The organism is Mesorhizobium loti (assembly GCA_014189435.1).
Taxonomy (GTDB): Bacteria; Pseudomonadota; Alphaproteobacteria; order Rhizobiales; family Rhizobiaceae; genus Mesorhizobium; species Mesorhizobium loti_G.
On record CP050293.1, the window covers coordinates 4,270,299 to 4,287,949 of the forward strand.

Sequence of the window (17,651 nt, forward strand, 5' to 3'; positions counted from 1 at the left end):
CCTCGATCGCCGGGCTGCACACTTTGGGCGCCACGCATTAGCGCGGATCGACGATGCGTGGACAAGACGTCAGCGCATCGTCGCGATTTGGCTTGAGAGGCTCAGTTCTCCGGCTGTCCAACGAGGGCAGCGGCGAGGCCGACCTCGGGTGTCTGGTCCGAGAAGATCGAGGCAAACCAGCCGGGATTGGAGACCAGCGACGGCTTGAAGGCGTTGCAGCCTGCCTTCATCTCCGCCCATGTGCCTTCGTCGCACAGCTTGATCGTCTCATTGGTGACGACCGGCAGCGGCAGGATGGTGGTCTTCGGCACGTCCTTGCCTTCGATCGCCTCGACGGCGAGCTTCAGCGCCAGCGCGCCGGAATAGGGCGGGGACGCATAGGAAATGCGTTGCGCGCCCGCCGGTGCATAGGGCGGCGCCGCGCCTTCGACTTCGGTCCCCTCCGGCAGCATCTGGATGCGGCCGCCATTGGAGCCTTCGCCGGCGCAAGGCAGGAGTTCGCTGGTCTTCTTGCCGGCCTCGAGCTGCATCGAGTTGGCGGTGAAGCAGCCGACCTGCATCCACAGCCCGTTGATGTCGTCCCAATTGCGGGTGGCCAGGATCTTCGAAAGCTCGGTTCGGGCGACCGCCTGGCTCCACATGCCAACAGCCTCGCCGACGATCTTGATGTCAGGATACTTGGCGAAGACTTCCTTGGCGGCCTTTGTCCGTTGATCATCGACGGATGTTCCCGGAACACCCGTGATGGCGATGATGTTGCCCTTGCCATTGAGCTTCTTGACCAGCCATTCGGCGGTCACCCTGCCCGCTTCCAGCTGGTCGATGTGGACGTTGTAGGCACAGGGCTCGGTGATCTCGGCGTCGTAGGCAAAGACCTTCACACCCTTGTCGCAGGCATTCTTGACGACCTGATTGAGCGCGGTCGGCGAGATCGGATACACGACGATCGCCTCGGCGCCGCTTTGCACCATGGCGTTGATCTGCTGAATCTGGCGTTGCGCGTTGGGGCCGGCGACCTGGACCTGCAGGTCGACCTTGTCGGCCAGGCTCTTGTGCGCGGCCATGGCCTTGACCATGTTGGCCGCCTCCGCCTGCCAGTCATTGCCGATGTAGCTCATGCTGAGAAAAATCTTGTGCTTCTCGGCCGCCTGCGCGGCCGACAGCCCAAGGGCGCATACAGCCATGCCGGCCAGCAGCGCGAGCCGCCGGACTTTCAATCCGATACCCATATGAAACTCCTCCCGATCCGAACGACCGAATGCCTCCCAAGGGCACGAACGTAACCCTTGTCATTCGATGCCGGCGACCGTAACATGATTTGATCAAAGATCAATGATGAAATCGCTTGATATCAAAACCGGGGAGTCGTGAGCGCTTGACGCGGCACCTTGAACCTTGCATTCCGGACACCAGAGTGGTTCCGCGTCTCTGTGAAACCCGGAACCACTCTGTCTCTTTGCTTTGGCGCAATTCCGGATGGAAAACCGTTTCACACTTTTCCTGGAATTGCTCTGGCGGTAGCGTCGCCCTTGGGCGGGAAGGTTGACGGGAGATGGCTGGGTCGGCGTACAGGAAGCCGGGGGTCGAGATCACACCCCTGTCCAGGGAAACCCTGCAGGACAGGGTCTATCGCCATGTCACCGAACTGATCCTCGACGGCTCCATCGTGCCGGGCGAGATGGTCACGGTTCAGAGCCTTGCCGACGCTTTTGGCGTCAGCCCGATGCCGGTCAGGGAAGCGTTGCGGCGCCTGACGGCGGCCAACGCGCTGATGGTGGTTTCAGGCCGGTCGATCGGCATTCCGGCATTAAGCCGCGCACGCCTCATCGACCTCAGGAATGTCCGGTTCGAGATCGAGGCGATCGCGGCCGCATGGGCGGCGGAGCGTATGGACGACCAGGCCGTGGCGCAGTTGCGCCAGCATCTGGATGCGCTCGAACAGGCCAATGCCGCCGGCGACGTCAAATCCTACCTGCGCGCCAACTACGCCTTTCATTTCTCGATCTATCGGGCGGCCGGTTCCGAGAACATGCTCAACATCATCGAGAACCTGTGGCTGCAGATCAGCCCCTACTTCAACATGCTGCACGATTCGGGAAACTACTCGACCGCCAACGAACACCATCAGGAGATGTTCGCGGCATTGAGAAACCGGGACGCGGAGGCCGTCAGGGCCGCGGTCCGCGCTGACATCGACGCCGCTTTCGACGTGCTGGTCGATCTTTTGAAGTAGCGCCCGGCCTCCGACGACCGATCACATGCCGGTTTATCTCTGGTGATGGCAGAGCAGCGCCCATGCGCACTTAGCGGCCAGTGCGGGCTTCTTCGGGCCGATCTAGAGATCGTATCCCTGAGCGCGCCATCCAAGGTCCTGTTCACGGAGCAATTTGTGCTGGAGCTTGCCGGGCGGCAGGCGATGACGCGGCGCGCGCTTGACCTGCACCCGCATGGTCATTATCGGATTGCCAAAATCTGGTAGCGTGATTATACCAGTTGATAAGTTGACGACGGGCGATACCGTCGGCTGAGATCAGGAGTAGTGACCAGATGACAACGATTGCGCTGTTCGGTGCCGGCGGAAAAATGGGCTACCGCCTATCGACCAATTTTCGCGGATCGCCCTACACGATACGCCATGTCGAGGTCAGCGATGCCGGTCGCGAACGGCTGAAGACCGGACTGGGTTTCGATACGGTCAGTGCCGACGAGGCGCTCAAGGGCGCCGATGTGGTGATCCTGGCGGTTCCGGACACGCATATCGGCAAGGTGGCGACCAGCATCGAGAGCAAGCTGGCGCCGGGCACGATGGTGGTGGTGCTCGACGCGGCGGCACCTTTCGCCGGCCATCTGCCGAAGCGGCCGGACCTCACCTATTTCGTCACCCATCCCTGCCATCCGCCGATCTTCAATGACGAGACCGACATGGCTGCCAAGAAGGACTATTTCGGCGGCGTCAAGGCCAAGCAGCATATGGTCAGCGCGCTGATGCAGGGACCGGAGGAGGACTACGCCAAGGGCGAGGCGATCGCGAAAATCATCTGGGCGCCGGTCATGCGCTCGCACCGCGTCACCGTCGACCAGATGGCGCTGCTGGAGCCCGGTCTGTCGGAGACGGTGTGCGCCTCGCTGCTGGTTATCATGAAGGAAGCTGTCGACGAAGTCGTGGCACGCGGCGTCGACAAGCAGGCGGCGCTCGACTTCCTGCTCGGCCATATGAACGTGCTCGGCGCCGTCATCTTCGGCGAGACCAAGGGCGTCTTCTCGGACGCCTGCAACAAGGCGATCGAATTCGGCAAGCCGGTGCTGATGCGTGACGACTGGAAACGCGTGTTCGAGCCGGAAGAGATCGCCGCCAGCATTCAGCGCATCACCTGAGGGAGGCAGACGCCTTTCCCTTCTCCTCTTGTGGGAGAAGGTGGATTGGCGCGTGGCGCCAAGACGGATGCGGGGTTCCGGAGGAAACACGGCATCAAAAAACCAAACGATTCTAGATGCTTATGTTCTCGACGTAGCGATCCGTCCAGCGTCCCTTATCCGACCGGGCTTCGCTCGGGCACCCCGGGGCGAGCCACCGGTCTCGCCCGCCCTTCGGGTCCCACAAGGGGAGAAGGGAAGACCTCATCAGGTACATATCATCTGAATTTGTGGTTGACTCATCATACCAGTTGGCTTAGCTGTTCACTGGCTCGGATCAACAGGTTTTCGCAGGGAGCTCGAAGCCTGAACGAGTGGAGGACGGCGGGGGAGCGACGATCCGTTCAGGGCAAGCCGGCAAACGGCTTTTGAACGCGAGGCGATCCGTGGCCCGCGCTGCTTGGCCAATTCAACGCAGACAGTGGTCTCGATCTATCGAGACACGAGTTTTCAACGGGAGGACTTCATGAAACTCACACGCAGAATGACGCTTGCGGCTTTCGCCGGCATGCTGGCGCTTGGCACTGCAGTGCCCGCCTACGCGGCGGATCTCATCGCCATCATCACGCCCTCGCACGACAATCCGTTCTTCAAGGCGGAAGCCGTCGGCGCGGAAGCCAAGGCCAAGGAACTCGGCTACGAGGCGCTGGTGCTGGTCCATGACGACGACGCCAACAAGCAGTCCGAGCTGATCGACACCGCGATCGGCCGCGGCGCCAAGGCGATCATCCTTGACAATGCCGGCGCCGACGCCACCGTCGCCGCCGTGCAGAAGGCCAAGGACGCGGGCATTCCGTCCTTCCTGATCGACCGCGAGATCAACGCCACCGGCGTCGCCGTGGCACAGATCGTTTCCAACAACTACCAGGGCGCCCAGCTCGGCGCGCAGGAATTCGTCAAGCTGATGGGCGAGAAGGGCAATTTCGTCGAGCTGGTCGGCAAGGAATCCGACACCAATGCCGGCATCCGCTCCAAGGGTTATCACGACGTCATCGACGACTATCCGGACCTGAAGATGGTCGCCCAGCAGTCGGCCAACTGGAGCCAGACGGAAGCCTATTCCAAGATGGAATCGATCCTGCAGGCCAACCCCGACATCAAGGGCGTGATCTCCGGCAACGATACGATGGCGATGGGCGCCTATGCAGCGCTTGCCGCGGCGAACCGCAAGGACGTCATCGTCGTCGGCTTCGACGGATCGAATGACGTGCGCGACTCCATCACCTCGGGCGGCATCAAGGCAACGGTGCTGCAGCCGGCCTTCGCGCAGGCGCAGATGGCGGTCGAGCAGGCCAACGACTTCATCAAGAACAAGACGTCGCCGGCCAAGGAAAAGCAACTGATGGACTGCGTCCTGGTCAATGGCGACAATGCCGCCAAGCTGGAGACCTTCGCGCTGACGAACTGAGCCGGCGTGATTTGAACAGCGAGGGGTGAATTTCGGTTCGCCCCTCGTCGCCTTTTTCCGTGGGCCGACCACGATGCTGAACGACAGGCCACCATGCTGAACACCAAGCCGAACTGGCCGATCCTTGCCGTGATGGTCGGCATCAGCCTGACCGCCTGCAAGATCCTGCCGACGAAATCGGGAGGTGGCGACAACGCTCCCGCCTTCAATCCGGACAAGATGGTCGAGGAGATTTGGGCGGCGAAGGTCGTGCCCTATCTCCAGCAGAAAGCCGGACCGTTTCCGGAGGTTCACAGCCTGGCGACGACCGATGCAGCGGCTGCCGGCGCCAAATACGGCAATCCAAACAAGCAGGCGAACTCGCCGTGGACTTTCGCGGTTCGCCTGGAAGGCAAGATCGTCGCGGCCAACACGCAGTCTCGCGCGGCGACGATCGACGTCGATGTCGACGGCGATGGCAAGGCCGATGCGCGGGTGCAGATCGGACCGGCGGTGCGCGGCACCGCGCTGCGCGACAGCCTGGACTTCATCCAGTTCAACGACTTCACCAACCAGATCGACTTCGCCCAGTTCGGCAAGGCGTTCAACAGCTACGCCGACAAGACGGTGCTGTCCAAGCTGCCGCGCGAGACACTGGAGGGCCACAGCGCCAAGGTGCTGGGCGCCTATACGCTGGGCAGCGGCCAGGACCTGCCGCTGGTGACGCCGGCGGAGGCCGAGATCGGGCCGAAGCCATGAGCGCTACCGCTAAGCCCGAAATCATCCTGAAGCTGGAGGACGTGTCCAAGGTCTATTCCGGTACCGTCGCGGTCAAGCGCGCCAATTTCGAGGTGCGCAAGGGCGCGGTCAACGTGCTGGTCGGCGAAAACGGCGCCGGCAAATCGACACTGATGAAGATCATCGCCGGTGTCGAACGGCCAACGGCCGGCCGCATCCTGCTGGAGGGCGAAGAGGTTTCCTTCTCCTCGTCCGGCGATGCGGTGAACCGCGGCATCGGCATGGTGTTCCAGGAGCTGAACCTGTTCGGCAATATGAGCGTCGCCGAGAACATTTTCGCCACCCGGGAGATCACCAACCGCTTCGGCAAGATCGACCGCAAGGAACAGGAGAACCGCGCGGCGGAATTTCTGGAACGCCTGCAAGCCGGCATACGGCCCGACATGCTGGTCGAGGATCTGCGCATCGGCCAGCAGCAGCTGGTCGAGATCGCCAAGGCGGTTTCGCTCGACGCGCGCATCCTGATCATGGACGAACCGACATCGGCGCTGAGTGCTGCGGAAGTCGAGATCCTGTTCAAGGTGATCGCCGACCTCAAGGCGCGCGGCGTGGCCATCGTCTATATCTCGCACCGGCTGGAAGAGCTGATCCGCATCGGCGACTACATCACCGTGCTGCGCGACGGCCGCATCACCGGCCAGGAGGAGATGAAAAACGTCGATACGCAATGGATCGTTCGTCAGATGATCGGCTCCGACGCCAAGGACTTCGCCAAGGCCGACGGCCATCTTCCGGGCGAGGAGATCTTCCGCGCCGAGGACATCTGCCTGCCGCGCGCCACCGGCGGGCTTGCCGTCGACCATGTCTCGCTGTCGCTGCGCGCCGGCGAGATCCTCGGTATATACGGCCTGATGGGCGCCGGACGCAGCGAATTGTTCGACTGCATCATGGGCCGCCACGGCCATTCGACGGGCGCGATCTTCATTGGCGGCATAAAGATCAAGGAGCGCGACACGACGCGGCGCATCCGGCGCGGCCTGGCACTGATCCCCGAGGACCGCCAGCGCGAAGGGCTGGTGTCGATCCTTTCGGTCGCAAGCAACCTGACGCTGGCCAGCCTGTCGCGATTTGCCCGCCTGTTCCATATCCGTGGCGCCGACGAAAGGCAGGCGGTGACACAGATGGTGCGGGAACTGGCGATCAAGGTCGCGGACCCGGCGCAGGAAGTGTCGTCGCTGTCGGGCGGCAACCAGCAGAAAGTGGTGATCGGCAAGGCGCTGCTCACCGAACCCAAGGTGCTGTTGATGGACGAGCCCAGCCGAGGCATCGACGTCGGCGCCAAGGCAGACGTCTTCCGCACCATGCGCAAACTGTCCCGTGACGGTTTGGGGATATTGTTCGCAACCTCCGATCTCGACGAGGTGATGGCGCTGTCCGACCGCATCGCCGTGATGAGCAACGGAAAACTGACCGGCATGTTCGACCGCACTGACGCGACGGAGGCGATACTCGTCGCGGCATCGGCGCTTGGCCATGGACCGGCCCTACACACGGAGAGCACCGCCCATGACTGACATCCCAGCCAAGGCGGCCGCTCCCTCCGCTTCCAGCGGCTCGGTGCTGTTGACGCTGATGAAGCTCAGGACCTTCATCGCGCTGATCGCCGTGCTGGTCTTCTTCTCGATCGCGGCGCCGAATTTCCTGTCGACCGCCAATCTGATCCTGATGTCGAAGCATGTGGCGCTGAACGCGTTCCTGGCGATGGGCATGACCTTCGTCATCATCACGGGCGGCATCGACCTTTCGGTCGGTTCGATCGTCGGCCTGTGCGGCATGGTGGCCGGCTACCTCGTGCTCAACGGCATCGACCTGCAGATCGGCTACACCATCTATTTCAACGTCTTCGAGATTGCGCTGATCACATTGGCGGTCGGCATATTGATCGGCGCTGTCAACGGCTTGCTGATCACCAGGCTGAACGTCGCGCCGTTCATCGCCACGCTCGGCGTGCTCTATGTCGCGCGCGGCCTGGCGCTGCTGTCGTCGGACGGCCGCACCTTCCCCAACCTCGTCGGCAAGCCGGAGCTGGGCACCACCGGCTTCGGTTTCCTCGGTGCCGGCCGGCTGCTCGGCCTGCCGGTGGCGATCTGGATCCTGATCGTCGTTGCCCTGGGAGCCGCCTATCTCGCCAAATACACACCGCTCGGCCGCCACATCTTTGCCGTCGGCGGCAACGAACGGGCGTCGCGGATTTCGGGCGTCCGTGTCAACATGGTGAAGATGTTCGTCTATATGTTCTCCGGTTTCTGCGCGGCGATCGTCGGCCTGATCATCTCGTCCGAGCTGATGGCCTCGCATCCGGCGACAGGCGAGAGTTTCGAGCTCAACGCGATTGCGGCGGCCGTGCTCGGCGGCACCTCGATGTCGGGCGGCCGCGGCACGATCGGCGGCACCATCGTCGGCGCCTTCGTCATCGGCATTCTTTCGGACGGGTTGGTGATGATGGGTGTGAGTTCGTTCTGGCAGATGGTGATCAAGGGCCTCGTCATCATCGTCGCCGTCGTCGTCGACCAGGCGCAGCGCCGGCTTCAGCAACGTGTCACCTTGATGCAGATGGCAAAGGCAGGTTGACCATGGCTGAGCTGCGAGGAGCGCTGATCGGCTGCGGCTTCTTTGCCGTCAACCAGATGCATGCCTGGCGCGACGTAGCAGGCGCCTCGATCGTTGCCATCTGCGACCGTGATCCGGAACGGCTCAGGATCGTCGGCGACCAGTTCGGCATCGCCAAGCGCTATACCGATGCGGCGGAACTTTTTGCCGGCGAGAGCCTCGACTTCGTCGACATCGCCACCACCGCGCCCAGCCATCGCCCGCTGGTCGAGATGGCGGCCGCTCACCAAGTGCCGGTGATCTGCCAAAAGCCGTTCGCGCCGACGCTGGCCGACGCCAAGGCGATGGTCAGGGCATGCGCGCAAGCCGGCGTGCCGCTGATGGTGCATGAAAATTTTCGCTGGCAATCGCCGATCCAGGCGGTGCGCGCCGTGCTCGACAGCGGCGAGATCGGCACGCCTTTCTTCGGGCGCATCTCCTTCCGTTCCGCCTATGACGTGTTTTCCGGCCAGCCCTATCTGGCGACGGGAAAGCGCTTCATCATCGAGGATCTCGGCATCCACAGCCTCGACATCGCCCGCTTCCTGCTCGGCGACGTGTCTGTCATCACCACGCGAACCGCCCGCATAAATCCCGGTATCGCGGGCGAGGATGTGGCGACCATGCTGATGGACCACAAGAGCGGCGCGACCTCGGTGGTCGACTGCAGCTACGCGACGAAGCTCGCCACCGAGCCGTTTCCCGAAACGCTGATCGAGATCGACGGCAGCGACGGCACGATCCGGCTGGCGCAGGGGTACCGGCTCACCGTCACCGGCAAGGGCAGCACGGCCGTCACCGACGTTTCGCCGCCGCTGCTGCCCTGGGCGTCGCGGCCCTGGCACAACATTCAGGAGAGCGTCGTCGCCATCCAGCAGCACTGGGTCGACTGCCTGGCAAAAGGGATCGAACCGGCGACCTCGGGCGCGGACAATCTCAAGACGTTCGCGCTGGTTGAGGCGGCTTACGCCGGTGCTGCCAGCCGTCAACCGGTGCAACTCGACGTCTTGCTGAAATGACCGCCGACGCCTTCCTCTTCTACGGCACGCGTATGGTCGAGGCCGAACCGGTCAGACTCACCGCGGGCGCGCTTACCGCCGACTTCGTCAACGGCAATCTGCGCACCATCCGACATGGCGGCACCGAGGTTCTGCGAGCCATCGCCTATATCGTGCGTGACCGCGACTGGGGCACCTATGAGCCAAATTTGACGGACCTGATCATCGACCAGGGTGCCGACGCTTTTTCGGTCGGCTATTCGGCAAGCTGCGTGGACCCCGATGGAGGCCGGCTCGGCTTCCGCGCCACCATCAATGGCTCAGCCGATGGCCGACTGGTCTTCGACGTCAGCGCCCTGCCCGAAAGCGATTTCGAAACCAACCGCTGCGGCTTCTGCATCCTGCATCCTATCGCCGGGCTGGCCGGCAGCCCGGTCACGGTCGAGCACACAGACGGCCACGTGGTGGCAACAAAACTTCCCGAGTTGATCGACCCCTGGCAACCTTTCAAGGATATCCGCGCCATCACCCATCAGGTTCGGCCTGGCGTCACCGCCGAATGCCGGATGGAAGGCGATACATTCGAGATGGAGGACCAGCGCAACTGGTCGGATGCCTCCTACAAGACCTATGTGCGGCCGCTGGCGCTGCCATGGCCCTATGTGCTGCCTGCCGGCCAACCCCTGCGCCAGACGATCAGCCTGAGCATCACTGGCGACGCGAGCGTTGCGGCTGCCCTGACAACCGCCGAGCCAGTCCGTGCCGAACTCGGCGAAGCCGGACCGAGGCTGCCGGATATCGGCGTGGTCATCTATCCAGAGGATGTCGAGACAGCGCTTGCGAACCTTTCCACGCTGACGACACTCGGCCCACAACAGCTGATCTTCCACTACGACCCAACGCGCGGCCACGGGCTCGACGCATTGCAGTCCTTTGCAGAACTTGCCGCCGCCTATCCGGTGCAGGCGACCCTCGAATGCGTCGTTGCCTGCGCTGGCGATCTTGACGCCGAGCTGTCAGGCGTCGCCGACCTGGTACGTCAGGCCGGGCTGAAACTTTCGGCCATTGCCGTGTCGCCCTCGGTCGACCGGCAGTCGACACCGCCGGGCAGCGCGTGGCCTGAGTGTCCGCCGCTCGAAGAGGTCTATGCCGCGGCGCGGCGCGCCTTCCCCGACATCCGCCTCGGCGGCGGCATGTTCAGCTATTTCACCGAACTCAACCGCAAGCGCGTGCCGGCGGACCAGCTCGATTTCGTCACCCATTGCACCTGCCCGATCGTGCACGCCGCCGACGATCTCAGCATCATGCAGTCGCTGGAGGCGCTGCCTTTCATCACCCAATCGGCACGGGCGATCTTCGGGGCAAAGCCCTACCGGATCGGTCCGTCGACGATTGCCATGCGCCAGAACCCCTATGGCGGCGCGACCAAGCCCAATCCCGGGGGACAGCGCATCGCCATGGCCGACAGCGATCCTCGCCATGCCGGCCTGTTCGCGGCGGCATGGACGATCGGCTATGCCGCACGCGTCGCGCCTGCCGGATTGGAACAGCTCACGCTCTCCGGCTTCACAGGGCCTTTCGGCGTGCTGGCATCATCCGGAGAACCTGTCGCGGAAGGATCACGCCGGCCTCTCTTCCAGGCCATCAGGGGACTTTGCGAACTGGCCGGCCTTGCGCATGTGGAGGCAAGGACGAGCGATGAGACCAAGGTGCTGGCGTTGGCTGGACGCTCCGCCTCGGGTGAGACTGTCGTGTGGCTGGCGAACCTGACGGCGGACGATGTGCAGGTCGACATTTCGGCTTTTGGCCGAGGCCATCTCGTGATGACGCCCTACGCGATCACCCGGTTCGGCTGAAGCTACTTTTCGGAGTTCATCACATAGAGCGCGCGCGAGCGCTCGAGATGCTTGATCATCGCCTTCTCGGCGCCGTCGGCATCCTTCTTCTCGATGCGGCCGATGATCTCTTCGTGTTCGGTCAGTGTGAACTTTTCCTTGCCGGTCCAGATCAGCATTTCGGTGTGGTATTCCTTCAGCCAGCCCAGCATCGCCTCACTGACGGCGACATAGATCGGGTTGCCGGAGATCGCGGCGATCTGGGTATGGAATTTCATGTCGGCGGATATGAAGGCTTCGGAGTCGCCACGAAAGCCGCGCTGTTCGGCAACGGTGGCCCTGAGCCGCTGCACGTCCTCGGCTGTGGCCTTTTCGGCTGCTTCCCGGACCATGCCGCGCTCGAAAAAGATGCGCGCGGTCTTCAGGTGCTCAAGCGTGTCCTTTGAGGACGACAGGATGATCTTGGCGGCGCCATCGACCTGCTTGATGATCGACTTGGCGGTCAGCTGCAGCACCTTGGCGCGTTCGCCATGCGAGATCGCGACCAGGCCCATATTGCTCAGCGCCTGCATCGCCTCGCGGATCGCCGGCCTGCCGACCTCGAAGCGCTCCATCAGCTCACGCTCCGACGGCATATCGTCGCCCGGCGTCAGCTCGCCGCTGGTGATCAGCCGCTTCAGCCGCAAGAAGACCTCGTCGGAAAGCTTGCGCCGGACAATCGGTTCCGAACGGTTCATCGTCGCGAATCACTCCCTTGACCCGGCCCTATCTAACACTGCCGCCACATTTCCTGGAAATTGCCATCTGACGACCTGCCTAAAACTTCCAGCCGGATATGCCTTGCAATACTTATGTACTCATTATACCAGATTTAGACCACTGGTGAACCTTTTTCGAACGCCTCGGCCTGAGACAGCAGACCATGATCACCCTCACCTATCGCATCGAAACGCCTGCAAGCATCGAAGCGCTGGCGGCCAAGATCGCCAGCGACCAGTCGACCGGCACCTTCGTCGCGTTGCCTGGCGAGACCGAGGAGTTGAAGGCCCGGGTGGCGGCGCGCGTGCTGGCGATCCGGCCCCTGCCCGACGCCGAGCGGCCGTCGCTTCCCGATGACGGCAAGGGGCCGTTCAAGCGCGCAGACGTCGACATCGCCTTTCCGTTCGATGCCATCGGCACCGACCTTTCGGCGCTGATGACGATCGGCATCGGCGGCACCTATTCGATCAAGGGCCTCACCGGCATCCGCGTCGTCGACATGAAGCTGCCGGAGGATTTTCGCGGCGCGCATCCCGGCCCACAGTTCGGTGTCGCCGGCAGCCGGCGGCTGACCGGTGTGACGGACCGCCCGATCATCGGCACGATCGTCAAGCCGGCGCTGGGCTTGAGGCCACATGAGACGGCGGCAATGGTGGCGGAACTGATCGCCGCCGGCGTCGATTTCATCAAGGACGATGAAAAGCTGATGAGCCCGGCCTATTCGCCGCTGGCCGAGCGGGTGAAGGCGATCATGCCGCTCATCCTCGATCACGAGCAGAAGACCGGCAAGAAGGTCATGTATGCCTTCGGCGTCTCGCATGCCGATCCGGACGAGATGATGCGCAACCACGATCTGGTGGCGAAGGCCGGCGGCAATTGCGCTGTTATCAACATCAATTCGATCGGGCTCGGCGGCATGGCGTTCCTGAGAAAACGCTCCAGCCTGGTGCTGCACGCCCATCGCAACGGCTGGGACATCCTCACGCGCCACCCGGGCCTCGGCATGGACTTCAAGGTCTGGCAGCAGTTCTGGCGGCTGCTCGGCGTCGACCAGTTCCAGATCAACGGCATCGCCTCGAAATACTGGGAACCGGATGACTCATTCGTCGAATCCTTCAAAGCGGTGACGACACCAATCTTTTCGCCTGAGGACTGCGCCTTGCCGGTCGCCGGCTCCGGCCAGTGGGGCGGCCAGGCACCTGAGACATATGCGCGGACCGGACGCACGGTCGATCTTCTCTATCTCTGCGGCGGCGGCATCGTCAGCCACCCGGACGGGCCGGGCGCCGGCGTGCGCGCCGTGCAGCAGGCGTGGCAAGCGGCGGTCGACGGCATTCCACTTGCCGACTTCGCCCTCAACCATCCCGAACTGGCGCGGTCGATCGAAAAATTCGGCGACGGCAAGGCAGCCTGAAGCCATGCAGGACCTGCTTCTCACCTATTATGGCGACGACCTGACCGGCTCGACCGATGTCATGGAGGCGCTCGAACTCGGCGGCGTGCCTACCGTGCTGTTCATGCGCCAGCCGGACGCGGCCTTGCTGTCGCGCTTCGCGCATTGCCAGGCGATCGGACTGGCCGGCACCAGCCGCAGCGAGACGCCGCAATGGATGGACACGCATCTGCGCGATGCCTTCGCCTGGCTGAACACCCGGAAGGCCGCGATCTGCCATTACAAGGTCTGCTCGACCTTCGATTCCAGCCCGACGATCGGCAGCATCGGCCGGGCGATCGAAATCGGCCGCTCGGTGTTCGCACAAGACAGCGTGCCGCTGCTGGTCGGCGCGCCGCAGCTCAAGCGCTACACCGCCTTCGGCCATCTGTTCGCCGCCTATCGCGACCACTATTTTCGCATCGACCGCCACCCGGTGATGAGCCGCCACCCGACGACGCCGATGGATGAGTCCGATCTGCTGATCCACCTGTCGCGGCAGACGGCGCTAAGCTCCGGACTGGTCGACCTTGCGACGCTGCAGTCCGCGTCCCGGCCAGCGGCGTTCGATCGCCTGATCGGAAACGGCACCGCCATCGTGCTCATCGATGTCGACAATCTGGACACGCAGGCTCTGGCCGGCAAGGAGCTGTGGCGCGTCCGCAAGCCTGGCGGTTCCTTTGTCGTCGGCTCGTCCGGGGTCGAGTATGCGTTGCTGGCCGAATGGGCGTCGAATGGCATCGTCAGCGCCGGACCAGGCTTCACGCCGCCGGGGGCTGCCGAGCGGATAGCCGTCGTTTCGGGCAGTTGCTCGCCAACCACCGAACGACAGATCCGGCATGCCCTGACCGATGGTTTCGACGGCATCGAGGTCGATCCGGTCGAGCTGGTTTCGCAGGCCTCACAGCAAGCGATCGCGCGCGCAATGGCAAGCGGCCGCGCCAGTCTGCAAGCCGGGCGCAGCGTCATCCTCTACACCGCGCTTGGTCCCACTGCCGACAGGGGCGCCGAAATCGACCGGCAGGAAGGCGCGCGCCACAAGCTTGGCCGCGGCCTAGGAGAAATCCTTCGAGCGCTGACGATCGAACAGAGCCTGCGGCGCGTGGTCATTGCCGGCGGCGACACGTCGAGCCACGCACTCGGCGAGATGGGTGTCGATGCCCTGACAATTCGCATGCCGCTGCCCGCTTCGCCGGGCTCGCCGCTTTGCGTTGCCCATTCGCGCCTCAAGGCGATCGACGGGCTGGAGGTTGCGCTCAAGGGCGGCCAGGTCGGAACCGATCGCTATTTCTCAGCCATCCGCGATGGCCTCGGCGGTTGAAACAGCCAGTGCCTGCGTCCGGGTGCTGGCCAGCGGGAACACCTCAACGCGCGAAATACGCCTTGCTGGGTGGAAATCCCGGTAACACCCGGTATTATCTGCGAAAATACCGAAATCGGGAGGATGCCGGGTGCAGACCAAGAAGATCATCAACGACGGCAACCGCGCCGTCGACGAGATGCTGGAAGGCATTCTCGCCGCGCATCCCCGCCATCTCAAAAGTGTGGACGGCAGTCCACGCTCGATCATCGCCCGCGACGGACCGCGCCAGGGCAAGGTGGGCCTCGTGATTGGCGGCGGCTCGGGCCATGAGCCGAGCTTTCTCGGCTTCGTCGGCAAGGGGTTGGCTGACGCGGCGGCCATCGGCAATGTCTTTGCCTCGCCGCCGCCAGACCCGATCCTCGAATGCGCCAAGGCAGTCAGCGGCGGCGCCGGCGTGCTGTTCATGTACGGCAACTATGCGGGCGACGTGATGAATTTCGACATGGCCGCCGAGATGGCAGCGATGGACGACATCGAGGTGCGCACGGTGCTGAGCACCGACGACGTCGCCTCGGCACCTCGCGACCAGCGGCAGAAGAGGCGTGGCGTTGCCGGCAATTTCTTCATCTTCAAGGCGGCGGGTGCTGCCTGCGACCGGATGCTGTCCTTCGACGAATGCGAGCGTATCGCAGGCAAGGCCAACGACCACACTTTCACCATGGGCGTGGCGCTGTCGCCCTGCTCGCTGCCGCAGACCCGCCGGCCGAATTTCGAGATCGGGCCGGACGAGATGGAGATCGGCATGGGCATCCATGGCGAGCCCGGCATCGCGCGCGAAAAATTGAAAACAGCCGATGAGATCACCGACGAGATGCTGGACAGGATCCTCGGCGAGATGGCGCCGACGCGCGGCGACAAGGTCGCGGTGCTCGTCAACTCGTTGGGCTCGACGCCACTGATGGAACTCTACATCATGAACCGGCGCGTGAAGCAGAGGCTCGATGACATCGGTGTGTCCATCCACGCAAGCTGGGTCGGCAATTACTGCACCTCGCTCGAAATGGCGGGCGCCTCGATCACGCTGCACCAACTCGACGGCGAGTTGCAGACGATGCTGGATCACCCTTGCGACTGCGCCATGTTTCGCGCCGGCTGAACCTGCACCTCGTCAAGGGACAATAGCATGACGACAATCGACACCGCCCGCCTTGTTGCGATGTTCGCAAGGATCGCAACCGCCATGTCAGCCGACAGAGACCGGCTTTGCGCGCTTGACGGGGTAATCGGCGATGCCGACCACGGCATTGCGATGGAACTTGGATTTTCCGCGGCACGCGATGCGGTAGCCGCACTCGATGTCGGGGCGACCGATCCGACCACCTTGCTGAACACCGCCGCAAAGTCGTTCCTGAATGCGGTTGGTGCCTCCTCGGGTCCACTCTATGCGACCGCGCTCATGCGCGGCGCCGCCGCCGTCAAGGGCAAGACAACGCTCGACGACGCGGACGTGGTCGCCCTGTTCCAGGCCATGGCCAAGGGCATTCAAGATCGCGGCAAGGCTGAGCCAGGCGAGAAAACCATGATCGATGCATGGGCGCCGGCAGCGCAAGCGGCGGGCGAAGCGCTGGCCTCCGGCAAGGATCTGGCGGGCAGTCTCGAGGCCGCAGCGCAGGCGGCAAAAGCAGGTGCGGAAGCGACCAAGGCGATGGTCGCCACCAAGGGCCGGGCCTCACGCCTCGGCGAACGCTCGCTTGGCCATATGGATCCAGGCGCCGCGTCCGCCGTCACCGTGATCGAGGCGTTGCGGGCCGCCCTGACCGACTGATCAGCAGCGGACCCTCATCTTTCGGCGGTTGCCTTTCAGCGCTTGGCGTCGAGCTTGTCGACAGCCTGCACGTTTGCGGCAGACGGGCCATTCGGATCGAACTCCGAGGCCAGCCACGCGTCGGCGATCGATTTCGCCAGTTCGGGACCGATGACGCGGGCGCCCATGGTGATGATCTGGGCGTTGTTGGACTTGGCGGCGCGCTCTGCGGAATAGGTATCGTGGGTCAATGCGGCGCGAATGCCCGGCACCTTGTTGGCGGAGATGCTGACGCCGATGCCGGTGCCGCAAAACAGGATGGCCCGGTCGTAGTTGCCGTCGAGAATTTCGTGGCCGACCGCGGCGGCGATATCGGCGTAGAACCCGGCCTGGCTGAGGTCGACGACCTGCAGCTCCGGCTTCGTGGCGAGATGCTTGGCGATGACATCGAGCAGCGGCTTGCCGGCACTGTCGGCTCCGAGTGCGATCTTCATGATGATGAACTCCTTTTCTTTCGTCTTTTAGCGGTCAGCGCGCGATGGCGGCCGATGCCTTTTTCAGAATGTCGATATAGCCTTCCGCTTGCCACGCCGAGCGGCCGATGAACAGGCCGTCGATATGCGGCTGGGCGATGAGTTCGGCTGCGTTGCCGGGATTGACGCTGCCGCCGTAAAGCACAGGCGGGGCAGCCGGCAGCCGATCGGCGGCAACCTGCTTGATCAGCGCCTGCTGCTTGTCGGCATAGTCGGCGCTTGCCGGAATGCCCTTCTCGCCGATTGCCCAGACGGGCTCGTAGGCAAAGAGGATTTCCGCCTTCAGCTGTTCGCCGCTGAGCTCTTGCAGCGCGCCGAGAACCTGTGCCGTCAACACCGCCTCGGCGCGGCCGGATTCACGCTCAGCCAGCGTCTCGCCGACGCAGATCAGCGGCACGAAACCGTGCCTGACCGCAGCCGCCGTCTTCAGTCCCACAGTCGCATCCGTTTCGCCGAAATGCTCGCGGCGCTCGCTGTGGCCGAGCTCGATTACATCCAGCCCACAGTCTTTCAACATCACCGGCGAAATCTCTCCCGTCCAGGCGCCCGCATCGGCCCAATGCATGTTCTGGGCGCCGACCTTCACGCGGGTGTTGGCCAGTACCGCCTTGACCTGGCGCGCTGCGGTGAACGGCGGAATGACGAAAGGTTGTATCGTCGGATCGAAGTCAGGCACGAAGGCCGCCAGCGCATCGGCGAACTGCAACGCCTCGGCAAGCGTCTTGTTCATCTTCCAGCTCGTGCCGACCCAATATGGGGCCATTCTTTTTCTCCTTCGATCCTTTTGCGGCCGAAGCCG

16 protein-coding genes are annotated in these 17,651 nt (G+C 63.5%); 12 read left to right on the forward strand and 4 right to left on the reverse strand.

The features are described 5' to 3' along the window. Positions 1-101: 101 nt before the first annotated feature. Entirely contained in the window at positions 102-1,229 is a 1,128-nt protein-coding gene (locus HB777_20885; GenBank protein QND66123.1) for a substrate-binding domain-containing protein, read from the reverse strand. A gap of 323 nt (positions 1,230-1,552) precedes the next feature. Here HB777_20885 and HB777_20890 point away from each other — a divergent pair, with 323 nt between their 5' ends. The 8 genes from HB777_20890 (at position 1,553) to HB777_20925 (ending at position 11,042) form a co-directional block, all read left to right on the forward strand. Continuing rightward, a complete protein-coding gene (locus tag HB777_20890; protein QND66124.1) occupies positions 1,553-2,233 on the forward strand; it encodes a GntR family transcriptional regulator in 681 nt (226 codons plus the stop codon). 314 nt (positions 2,234-2,547) lie between these two features. Then, complete coding sequence (locus tag HB777_20895; protein ID QND66125.1) at positions 2,548-3,375, forward strand: NAD(P)-binding domain-containing protein; 828 nt, start codon at positions 2,548-2,550, stop codon at positions 3,373-3,375. Between the two features lie 505 nt (positions 3,376-3,880). Then, positions 3,881-4,822: a D-ribose ABC transporter substrate-binding protein gene (locus HB777_20900; GenBank protein ID QND66126.1), complete on the forward strand. Its 942-nt coding sequence runs from the start codon at positions 3,881-3,883 to the stop codon at positions 4,820-4,822. 93 nt (positions 4,823-4,915) lie between these two features. After that, a complete protein-coding gene (locus tag HB777_20905; GenBank protein ID QND66127.1) occupies positions 4,916-5,560 on the forward strand; it encodes a DUF2291 family protein in 645 nt (214 codons plus the stop codon). After that, entirely contained in the window at positions 5,557-7,113 is a 1,557-nt protein-coding gene (locus tag HB777_20910) for a sugar ABC transporter ATP-binding protein (GenBank protein ID QND66128.1), read from the forward strand. The genes HB777_20905 and HB777_20910 overlap by 4 nt, the downstream gene beginning before the upstream one ends. Further along, the gene (locus HB777_20915) at positions 7,106-8,170 is read left to right on the forward strand and encodes an ABC transporter permease (protein ID QND66129.1); all 1,065 of its coding nucleotides are present in this window, start codon (positions 7,106-7,108) and stop codon (positions 8,168-8,170) included. The genes HB777_20910 and HB777_20915 overlap by 8 nt, the downstream gene beginning before the upstream one ends. A gap of 2 nt (positions 8,171-8,172) precedes the next feature. Further along, on the forward strand, positions 8,173-9,207 hold the full coding sequence (locus tag HB777_20920; protein ID QND66130.1) for a Gfo/Idh/MocA family oxidoreductase: 1,035 nt from the start codon (positions 8,173-8,175) through the stop codon (positions 9,205-9,207). After that, a complete protein-coding gene (locus HB777_20925) occupies positions 9,204-11,042 on the forward strand; it encodes a hypothetical protein (protein ID QND66131.1) in 1,839 nt (612 codons plus the stop codon). The genes HB777_20920 and HB777_20925 overlap by 4 nt, the downstream gene beginning before the upstream one ends. A gap of 2 nt (positions 11,043-11,044) precedes the next feature. Here HB777_20925 and HB777_20930 read toward each other — a convergent pair whose 3' ends face one another. Continuing rightward, on the reverse strand, positions 11,045-11,758 hold the full coding sequence (locus tag HB777_20930; protein ID QND66132.1) for a transcriptional regulator NanR: 714 nt from the start codon (positions 11,756-11,758) through the stop codon (positions 11,045-11,047). A gap of 185 nt (positions 11,759-11,943) precedes the next feature. Here HB777_20930 and HB777_20935 point away from each other — a divergent pair, with 185 nt between their 5' ends. The 4 genes from HB777_20935 (at position 11,944) to dhaL (ending at position 16,340) form a co-directional block, all read left to right on the forward strand. Further along, on the forward strand, positions 11,944-13,194 hold the full coding sequence (locus HB777_20935) for a ribulose 1,5-bisphosphate carboxylase (GenBank protein QND66133.1): 1,251 nt from the start codon (positions 11,944-11,946) through the stop codon (positions 13,192-13,194). A gap of 4 nt (positions 13,195-13,198) precedes the next feature. Beyond that, on the forward strand, positions 13,199-14,533 hold the full coding sequence (locus HB777_20940) for a four-carbon acid sugar kinase family protein (GenBank protein ID QND66134.1): 1,335 nt from the start codon (positions 13,199-13,201) through the stop codon (positions 14,531-14,533). Between the two features lie 130 nt (positions 14,534-14,663). Continuing rightward, positions 14,664-15,671 carry a dihydroxyacetone kinase subunit DhaK gene (gene dhaK / locus HB777_20945; GenBank protein ID QND66135.1) on the forward strand — a complete coding sequence of 336 codons (1,008 nt, stop codon included), beginning with the start codon at positions 14,664-14,666 and terminating at the stop codon, positions 15,669-15,671. Positions 15,672-15,698: 27 nt separating this feature from the next. After that, positions 15,699-16,340: a dihydroxyacetone kinase subunit L gene (gene dhaL, locus HB777_20950; GenBank protein ID QND66136.1), complete on the forward strand. Its 642-nt coding sequence runs from the start codon at positions 15,699-15,701 to the stop codon at positions 16,338-16,340. Between the two features lie 35 nt (positions 16,341-16,375). Here the strand turns inward: dhaL and HB777_20955 are convergent, their stop codons facing one another. Together HB777_20955 and HB777_20960 are read right to left on the reverse strand one after the other, a co-directional pair. Next, positions 16,376-16,813 (reverse strand): RpiB/LacA/LacB family sugar-phosphate isomerase, encoded by a 438-nt coding sequence (locus HB777_20955; protein QND66137.1) that lies wholly within the window; start codon positions 16,811-16,813, stop codon positions 16,376-16,378. 34 nt (positions 16,814-16,847) lie between these two features. Beyond that, positions 16,848-17,615, reverse strand: a complete 768-nt coding sequence (locus HB777_20960) for a triose-phosphate isomerase (protein QND66138.1) — start codon at positions 17,613-17,615, stop codon at positions 16,848-16,850. Positions 17,616-17,651: the final 36 nt, after the last annotated feature.

Bases quoted from the DNA above. Each gene is read 5' to 3' on its own strand.
- HB777_20935 (QND66133.1), top strand. From the start codon at position 11,944: ATGATCACCCTCACCTATCGCATCGAAACGCCTGCAAGCATCGAAGCG.
- HB777_20930 (QND66132.1), bottom strand. From the start codon at position 11,758: ATGAACCGTTCGGAACCGATTGTCCGGCGCAAGCTTTCCGACGAGGTC.
- HB777_20915 (QND66129.1), top strand. From the start codon at position 7,106: ATGACTGACATCCCAGCCAAGGCGGCCGCTCCCTCCGCTTCCAGCGGC.
- HB777_20885 (QND66123.1), bottom strand. From the start codon at position 1,229: ATGGGTATCGGATTGAAAGTCCGGCGGCTCGCGCTGCTGGCCGGCATG.
- HB777_20920 (QND66130.1), top strand. From the start codon at position 8,173: ATGGCTGAGCTGCGAGGAGCGCTGATCGGCTGCGGCTTCTTTGCCGTC.
- HB777_20905 (QND66127.1), top strand. From the start codon at position 4,916: ATGCTGAACACCAAGCCGAACTGGCCGATCCTTGCCGTGATGGTCGGC.
- HB777_20940 (QND66134.1), top strand. From the start codon at position 13,199: ATGCAGGACCTGCTTCTCACCTATTATGGCGACGACCTGACCGGCTCG.
- HB777_20890 (QND66124.1), top strand. From the start codon at position 1,553: ATGGCTGGGTCGGCGTACAGGAAGCCGGGGGTCGAGATCACACCCCTG.
- HB777_20955 (QND66137.1), bottom strand. From the start codon at position 16,813: ATGAAGATCGCACTCGGAGCCGACAGTGCCGGCAAGCCGCTGCTCGAT.
- HB777_20895 (QND66125.1), top strand. From the start codon at position 2,548: ATGACAACGATTGCGCTGTTCGGTGCCGGCGGAAAAATGGGCTACCGC.
- HB777_20925 (QND66131.1), top strand. From the start codon at position 9,204: ATGACCGCCGACGCCTTCCTCTTCTACGGCACGCGTATGGTCGAGGCC.
- HB777_20900 (QND66126.1), top strand. From the start codon at position 3,881: ATGAAACTCACACGCAGAATGACGCTTGCGGCTTTCGCCGGCATGCTG.
- dhaL (QND66136.1), top strand. From the start codon at position 15,699: ATGACGACAATCGACACCGCCCGCCTTGTTGCGATGTTCGCAAGGATC.
- HB777_20910 (QND66128.1), top strand. From the start codon at position 5,557: ATGAGCGCTACCGCTAAGCCCGAAATCATCCTGAAGCTGGAGGACGTG.
- HB777_20960 (QND66138.1), bottom strand. From the start codon at position 17,615: ATGGCCCCATATTGGGTCGGCACGAGCTGGAAGATGAACAAGACGCTT.